Origin of the sequence: Brevibacillus fulvus, assembly GCF_016908525.1 — a bacterium.
Lineage (GTDB): Bacteria > Bacillota > Bacilli > Brevibacillales > Brevibacillaceae > Brevibacillus_G > Brevibacillus_G fulvus.
In genome coordinates this window covers 42,719-48,883 of the sequence record NZ_JAFBEB010000020.1, presented here as the reverse complement: position 1 = coordinate 48,883, position 6,165 = coordinate 42,719, and the positions used below count along the sequence as shown (strand labels likewise).

The following is a 6,165-nucleotide window of genomic DNA, read 5'->3' as shown; positions in this document are numbered from 1 at the left end:
CTTTCATATTCCATCACTCTTTCAATTCATTGTTACCGTATAATTCGGCAACACCGTGGGAAAAGCCTGCTTAGGCGGACTTTTTCACCGGACTTCTAAAAATAAATACGTAATGAACGCACCCATTAATCGAGTCTTACCAACACCTGTCGCTAGAGCAAAACAAAGTGATGGAAATTCTCTTTCAAAATCAGTAACGCTCGTATATAGGCTTTGAACCTTTTCTAATTCACATTTTAGGGATTCTACAGAATGTTTCTCAATTTTTAATACTTCGAGTGTTTCAGCTAAAATCTCAAGTGACTCTCTTTGTGGCGTACGAAGGCTTAGCCTTGCTGAAATACTTTTAACAAAACGATTCATTACTCATCTTCCCCCTCAAAGATGTCCAATTGCACTTGGATTTCTTCTTTTGGCATCTTTGCGATCTCTAAGCTGTAATCGTCCCGCCCATATTCACAACGGTGAAGAATAGAAAGTGGTATTTTCTCGAAGGTTATATTGGGATAGTTTGCTTGTGATACAGTATATGCCTTACAACAAATTAATAATGTTTCCCCTTCGCCCATTTGTTCCTGAATTTGATCAGCAATTTCATTAGTAATCAGTTGAGTCGTAGTATAGATAAAATCGTTTTCATTGGATTTTCCTTGCTTCCAAAAAAATGCATGATCAGGTTCATAACGGAACCCCTTATGTTTACACATAGCTTCTGCAAGCATTTCAGGATTGTATTCATTACTGATTATCCAGTTCCCAAACTTATCTTTCTCTAATAAACTTGGAGCCAATCGATAAAAGCGAAAACCTCCCCCGCCCTTCCAATCTACCTCTTTACTAATTCCATTATTATCTGATCCATCAATTACTTTTTTCATTCTTGGAACAATGTGAGTGAGACAATGCTCACCAAGTTCAACCATAATCCATTTGCGTCCCATTTTATGAGCAACAGCACCAGTTGTTCCAGAGCCAGCGAATGAATCCAGTACTATGTCACCAGGATTTGTAGCTATTTCAAGGATACGTTTAATTAATCGCTCTGGTTTTGGAGTATCAAATACATTATTAGCTCCAAATAAGGCTATGCTCTCCTTTTTAGCCTCGTCTGTATGACCAACTTCTTCGTGTGGCCACCAATTGTGTGGCGTCATCCCGTCACGAACTTCGGATAGAAATAATTTTAAGGCTGGCACAGTATTAGTACCGTCTTTCCCCCACCATATTCTATTTTCTTCAACATGGCGCATATGTGTATTTAGATCATATTTCCAAGCCTTTTTTGTGTTTTTTGCAACAAAACCTGTATGAGGATTAATGATGTCATAGCAGAGATTTGGTCTTTTATCAGGTGTAGCCTGATTTAAATAGTCAACCGCTTTCCAAGGCCCTCTTGGATCGTTGTCTGGATTGGCATAGCGAGCAATTGATTCCGCAGTTCTAGGAAGCAAATTATTTGTGAATTTTTCACTCTTAGCATAAACAAGAATATAATCACATATGGAAGCTATGCCTCGAAAATTGTTGCTTACACTATATTTACGTTGCCAGGTAATCGTGTTCCGGTAGTTTCTTCTTCCAAAAATTTCGTCACACAGTACTTTTAGATAATGCATTTCATTGTCATCGACAGCAATCCACAACGACCCATCATCCTTAAGTAAACGATGGATTATCTTTAACCTATCACGCATCATTGATAACCAGACTGAATGCTCTAAACCATCCTCATAATGAGTAAATGCAGATCCAGTATTGTAAGGAGGATCAATAAATACACACTTTATCTTCCCTGAATAATCTTGTTCTAGAGCTTTCAAAGCAAGGAGGTTATCACCAAAAATTAAACGATTATCAAATATATCTTCATTACTTACTCGCTTATCAGCATGATAGGATTGAGACATATCTTCTAACAAGATACGTGGTTCCAACTTGGGTTCATCATATTTTCCTATCCACGTTAATTCTAATTTTGTTTTTCCGCTCATAATTACACCTCTGCCTTATACGATTCTCCATCGAATCGTAAAAATGTGTCTTTGCTCTACATCCTGTTGTATTTTCTTCTCTACCTCAACAAAAAGTTGTTCTTTCTGCCGATCGATCTCATCCTGCTCATCGTAAAGACTACGTCTCATCTCGTTTCGTTTCTTTTCAAGTTCCCGGACTTCCTTGTTCAACTCAAGCTTCTCAGATAACACTCTTGTTAGCCTTGATTCTTTTTGTAGTTGTGTAATCCTCTGATCAAGCTCCTTTAACTCAACTTCAAGCTTATTCTTTAAGTCCTGAGACCACTTATCCAGTTTCTCTAACTCACTGTCAAGGAACTCGTTTGCGCGCTCATTAATCTCGTTCAAAATTGCTGATTTTTGATGCTCAAATAAGTTAATTAAGGTTTTGGACGTTTCTTCTGGACATACCACCTCATTACATTCATCGCCAGGCAGAATAAACATCTTTTCACAGATATCCTGCTCCAATTGATTACCCTCTTGATCGATGCATGAGAAAACAAGATACTCTTCTTTCTCTATAGTGTCAACTTGTAGTAGATCAAGCGAAAGCCAACCTTCTTTTCCTATTAAAGATGATAAGATACTCACCCTGCCTTCGTAGTCAGAGTATCGGAAAATAACTTCCTTAGTGGTTAATGAACGAGATTTTGCCCGCTCAATCCACTTCTCAGCTAAGGGATGTCCTAAACGGTAATGATGTGCTCCATCTTCTTGACTCTTCTTTTTGATCTGCGATATCATCTGATATCTTTCGTTGTTCTGGACAAGATTAAAACTTAGTGTCTCTGGGTCAAAGAACGCTTCGCTTTGCCCTTCGAATACAGAAAGTCCCCAGAGATACCTTTCTAGCTTGTTCATTTGTAAGCTTGTCTGCTCATAATGAACCCTTAACTTCTCTCTGACTTCATCGTCAAAGTTCTCAAGGAGACTCTTTCTTGTTTCTTGCATTTTACATTGTATCTGTTCTTCTAACTCTGATTGCAATTGGTTGAAGGCATCTTGAATTTCATCTGAAGACCTACAAGTTTGGTAGATTTGTTGAATCCTCTTCTCAAAATCTACGCCTGATTCAAGGGAACCCAAAACCTCATCCGAAGATCCAAAAACACCTTCAAACAAACAAAATTTCTGCGATAACAACTCAAATACACGTTGGTCAGCTTGATTTTTACGATTCAGAAAGTTGATTACTACTACATCATGCTTTTGACCATACCTGTGGCATCTTCCAATTCTTTGCTCAATGCGTTGTGGGTTCCAAGGGAGATCATAGTTAACAACAAGGCTACAGAATTGAAGGTTTATCCCTTCGGCCGCTGATTCAGTGGCTATCATAATAGAAGCATTCTCACGAAAATGCTCCACGAGTGCCGCTCTTGTATCTGCTGTTTTTGACCCCGTAATTTGATCATCATCTTTATGTTTTTCGAGCCAATTATGATAAATCTCTGTTACTTCTGGGCTATTATTCGTGCCATTAAACATAACAATTTGTCCAGCGTAACCGTTTTGTTCAAGCATTTCTTTAAGGTATTGTTGTGTTCTGCGAGACTCTGTAAAAATAACTGCCTTCTTATTAGCTCCAAGCTCGCTTAGCTTCTCAAAGCCCTTAGATAACGCAATCAACAGAGCTTTCCCTTTTTCATTTTCAGTAATTGATTGTGCCAGTCGGTAGTATGAGAATAGCTCTTCCTTCTCTTGAAGTAATCTTTGTAAATTTACTCCTTGAATTAGATCACTATCATTATCGGTATCTGTACCTTCATCTTCTTCCCACTCTTCCACAGTCTCATCAAACTCATCTACATCTCCACTAATGTCTAAAGTAACATCCTCTTCTGTAAAACCATCGTCTATCAGTTTCTCAAGGCGTTTGATCAGGGATAGTAATGTATCAGAGACTGCAAACGAGGACGATGCAAGTATCTTGCGCACCACTAGAGTCATCAATGACCGCTGACTCTTAGGTAAAGCCATGATATCATCTCGCTGAAGATAAGATGATACTTTCTCATATAACTCCCATTCGAGGGCACTAGAGAAAAACTCCTGTACGATTGGGATGCGTTTGGTATATGGTACGTACTCTGTCACCTGTCGTCTTAATGTTCGATGACACACAGGCTTTATTCTATTTTTCAAATCTAGAAAGTCGTGCTTAGACAATTCTTTTGTACCATGTCCAAATTGCTTTCGGAATGTCGTTTCATCCCCAAAAAGATGCGGATCGATAAAACTAATCAAACCATATAACTCCATCAAAGAGTTTTGGAGGGGCGTAGCAGTAAGTAAAATTTTAGGTGCACCTTTTGTTGCATCTCTTAAAATCCTTGCTATTTTATTAGACTTTTTATATACATTCCTCATCCTATGAGCTTCATCAATAATGATTACATCCCATGGTGTTCTTTTAATATCGTTTGCTTTGTTCCTAGCGAATTGATATGAACAGATAACGACGTGATCTCTATGAAAGAACGGATTAACATTTCCGTTGTTTACGTATTCATTGTAGTTTTTATTTTCTAGAATGATGGATGGGATATAGAACTTCTCAATCAACTCACGATTCCATTGTTTTCTTAAGGGCGGTGGAACGATGATTAAGATGTTTCTCTTTCTTTCTGCCCATAACTGACTAATAACTAAACCAGCCTCAATAGTTTTCCCAAGTCCTACCTCATCCGCAAGTATAGCTCCTCGTTCTAATGGAGAACGGAACGCAAAAAGAGCGGCTTCCACTTGATGTGGATTAAGGTCTACAGTGGCGTTAATTAACGATTGGCTTAAACGCCCAACGGAATTAGAAGAACTCTGTTTTGTAAGTTCATAAGCAAAATATTGACTGTGAAAGGAGGTACTCATCTTCATTACCACCCATTTGTTAGTTTGCTTTTGATTCCAATATTCGACAAAAAAGCCGTTATTCCTATGCTCGTATAAGAAGCATACTTATTCCAGTATACAACTAACAGCTCATCTAAAGGTTACCTTTAACATAATAAGGAGAGGTAATTTACACCTCTCCTTTAACCAGGAGAAGGAAAGCACATCTTCCCCATAAATTAATATTGAAAAAAAATAATCAGCTAATCATATTAGCTCCACTAAACATATTGTTCTACGTTACTCCAACGGCTTAATATTCTACATTGGAACATAGACCTTTCTAAGTGGTAATAGAGCCTTTCTTTCAACTGCCATGTTCTCATACCACTCACTAACTAACTCAACCAGTTCAGTTAGATCTAGCATTTTCACTCCATTCTGTTGAGCCACGGATTTTGCTGACGGTGTAAAGCCCCCAGTAGAAACAAAAAGACTGCTTGCTCCAATTGGGTTTGCTCCTAATAGTTGTTGAATTTCAGGGCTACCTGCGGCAGATTTACGATGCTTTACTTGTACTTTAATAATAGGCTTTTCGAATCCGAAAGCATCACGATGAGCAATAATATCGACACCGCCATCGGGGCCTTTAGGGCTAATCCGCACCTGGTAACCCATTGCCTCTAATAGACCACCGACCAAGTCTTGCATCTGCCAGGCATCAAGTTTGTCAATTGCGTCTTCAAGCATAGTCATCGCTTGTTGGATAAACACTTCATTATCTGCACTGTCATCATTATCATCTTGCGTAGTAGTTGTCGTTGTATATCCTTGCCCCTGCATTAAACTTTCAAACTCTTGGGCCCAACTATCAACGCGGAATACTGTTGAAATACCTCCAAGTGTGTTTTTGGCTCCTTGTGAAAGATCATCGCGTGAAATACGCTTTTGATCCCATTGAACCCCGATTACATTTGGATAGTAATCACTAATAATAGCAGGATTATGAGAAAATGGATTGGTTACTGTACCAACTAAATATTCACGTGACTCCTTAGAGTATGTAATGATTTTATCTTCCTTCTTTATATCTCGGCTAAACTTCCAAACCTGACTTGCCCATTGAATACGGGTTCCGGGCTTTTCATTCGTGAATACTGTATGAGCCTTCTCCACCAGTTTCTCTCTGGTTTGATATGTTAAGGGGTTCCCCAGTTTGCTCCATCCGATAGATACGACTTCTTTATCTAACCATTCAGGTATTAATTCATTACTATCTCCAGCTCGTACCATCCACCACTTAACCATCAGTGAATCCCTC

At 38.7% G+C, this 6,165-nt stretch carries 3 protein-coding genes and 1 pseudogene; all 4 read right to left on the bottom strand.

What is annotated here, in order from left to right; genetic code table 11:
* Window positions 1-96 precede the first annotated feature (96 nt).
* Window positions 97-363 (bottom strand): annotated as a pseudogene (locus tag JOD01_RS18680) (DEAD/DEAH box helicase family protein); the annotation flags it as partial.
* The gene (locus tag JOD01_RS18675; RefSeq protein WP_204519854.1) at window positions 363-1,991 is read right to left on the bottom strand and encodes a site-specific DNA-methyltransferase; all 1,629 of its coding nucleotides are present in this window, start codon (window positions 1,989-1,991) and stop codon (window positions 363-365) included. The pseudogene JOD01_RS18680 and the gene JOD01_RS18675, both read right to left, overlap by 1 nt.
* Before the next feature lie 15 nt (window positions 1,992-2,006).
* Complete coding sequence (locus JOD01_RS18670; protein WP_204519852.1) at window positions 2,007-4,883, bottom strand: SNF2-related protein; 2,877 nt, start codon at window positions 4,881-4,883, stop codon at window positions 2,007-2,009.
* A 282-nt stretch (window positions 4,884-5,165) separates the two neighbouring features.
* A complete protein-coding gene (locus JOD01_RS18665) occupies window positions 5,166-6,152 on the bottom strand; it encodes a restriction endonuclease (protein ID WP_007779570.1) in 987 nt (328 codons plus the stop codon).
* Window positions 6,153-6,165: the final 13 nt, after the last annotated feature.

Bases quoted from the DNA above. Each gene is read 5' to 3' on its own strand.
- JOD01_RS18675 (WP_204519854.1), bottom strand. From the start codon at position 1,991: ATGAGCGGAAAAACAAAATTAGAATTAACGTGGATAGGAAAATATGAT.
- JOD01_RS18665 (WP_007779570.1), bottom strand. From the start codon at position 6,152: ATGGTTAAGTGGTGGATGGTACGAGCTGGAGATAGTAATGAATTAATA.
- JOD01_RS18670 (WP_204519852.1), bottom strand. From the start codon at position 4,883: ATGAGTACCTCCTTTCACAGTCAATATTTTGCTTATGAACTTACAAAA.